Source organism: Gluconacetobacter entanii, from assembly GCF_013155425.1.
In the GTDB taxonomy this organism is placed as follows: Bacteria; Pseudomonadota; Alphaproteobacteria; order Acetobacterales; family Acetobacteraceae; genus Novacetimonas; species Novacetimonas entanii.
This window is the reverse complement of record NZ_JABJWD010000100.1, coordinates 1-1,541: the sequence shown is the minus strand read 5'-3', so window position 1 is coordinate 1,541 and position 1,541 is coordinate 1. Positions and strand designations below refer to the sequence as shown.

General features: G+C 56.5%; 1 protein-coding gene, 1 tRNA gene and 1 pseudogene. All 3 read left to right on the top strand.

Going from position 1 to position 1,541, the window contains the following annotated elements; genetic code table 11:
* The first annotated feature begins 12 nt into the window (after nt 1–12).
* Nucleotides 13–89, top strand: a tRNA-Met gene (locus tag HNH97_RS15290).
* A gap of 248 nt (nt 90–337) precedes the next feature.
* A pseudogene (locus HNH97_RS15285) lies at nt 338–991 on the top strand (hypothetical protein); the annotation flags it as partial.
* 4 nt (nt 992–995) lie between these two features.
* Nucleotides 996–1,484 (top strand): type I restriction endonuclease, encoded by a 489-nt coding sequence (locus tag HNH97_RS15280; RefSeq protein WP_216657686.1) that lies wholly within the window; start codon nt 996–998, stop codon nt 1,482–1,484.
* Nucleotides 1,485–1,541: the final 57 nt, after the last annotated feature.

The window sequence follows — 1,541 nt, the reverse complement described above, 5'->3', positions numbered from 1 at the left end:
CCAACTCACCACCGCGGGGTGGAGCAGCCCGGTAGCTCGTCAGGCTCATAACCTGAAGGCCGCAGGTTCAAATCCTGCCCCCGCAACCAAGCTTAATACACTGAATATGATACAAAAACGCCGCCCCCAGAGGCGGCTTTTTTGCGTCCAGATTTCCACCGCAGGAAACACATAGGAAACAGACGGAAAGGTACCGGGGCGCGATTTTGTCTACTTTCACAAATGCGTGATTTGAGAGCGGGGCACCCGGTCGCCTGTTTCGGGGTATCATTCCAGGCTTGTCGAGTCAGGACAGTCTGCCCTTCTGCTGTCCGTATCAGGAGATGCACGAGCAGCCATGGCCGCAGACGAACTCACGGGACTGATCCATTATCTCGGTCAGGAGGACTGGCAGGAGTGTTTTGGCGAAGTGCTCGGCGATCACATCGGTCCGGCGCTGGAAGCGGGCGACATCTCCTTCGAGGAACTGGCGGAGATGATCGGCCCTGACGTTGCCATGACGCTGTGGGGCTGCGCTTTCGAAGATTTTCTCGGGCAGGACCGGGACGATGGCCGGAACTTCGTCGACGTTTACCTCAAACGGCGGGGCTGGAAGGAAGGGCCGCGCAACAGCGCCTACATGCGTGCCCTCAAGGCTTCGGTCATGAGCCTGTATGAAGTCTCGGATATCAAACCCGGCCAGAGCCTGATGGCGCGTGACCTGCTGCGGGGTGGGGAACCCGTTCTGGTGCATGAAGGCACGGCTACCCGGACGCTGGAACAGTGGGACCGGATTGCAGCGCGTCTCGTACCGTCCGATGGAAAGACCATTCTGGCAGGCGGGCTGCTCGCCTATTCACGGGGTGCCTGCGAAGATCTGGCTGCGAACCTTTATAGGGCTCTGCGGAAAAGACGGGGCAAGGCCGAGTTTCCGAAAGTCGATACGCAGACGCTGCATGAACTTGCGCCGATGTTCACGCTGACCTGGCTGTTTCGGACATGCGAACCGCTATGATGTGACCATTCTGGTGAACGGACTGCCGCTGGTGCAAGTCGAGCTGAAAAAGCGCGGCGTCGCCATTCGGGAAGCGTTCAACCAGATCCACCGTTACAGCAAAGAAAGCTTCAACTCGGACAATTCGCTCTTTAAGTACCTTCAGATCTTCGTAATCTCGAACGGTACGGATACGCGCTATTTTGCCAACACGACCAAGCGCGACAAGAACAGCTTTGACTTCACGATGAACTGGGCGCAGGCTGATAACAGCTTGATCCGGGACCTGAAGGATTTTACGGCGACCTTCTTTGAGAAGCGCACGTTGTTGAACGTGTTGTTGAACTATTCCGTTTTCGATGTTAGCGACACGCTGCTGGTGATGCGCCCCTATCAGATCGCGGCGACTGAACGAATCTTACGAAAGATCAAAAGCTCGTTCGAAGGCAAGACGCTTAGTAAGCCGGAAAGTGGCGGATATATCGTAACCGGCCGCTCTGGGCCGCCTTGATTATGCGGCCTGTCTGTGCAGTGTATTCACGGGTTTCCAGTTCCATGGCAACAGTTC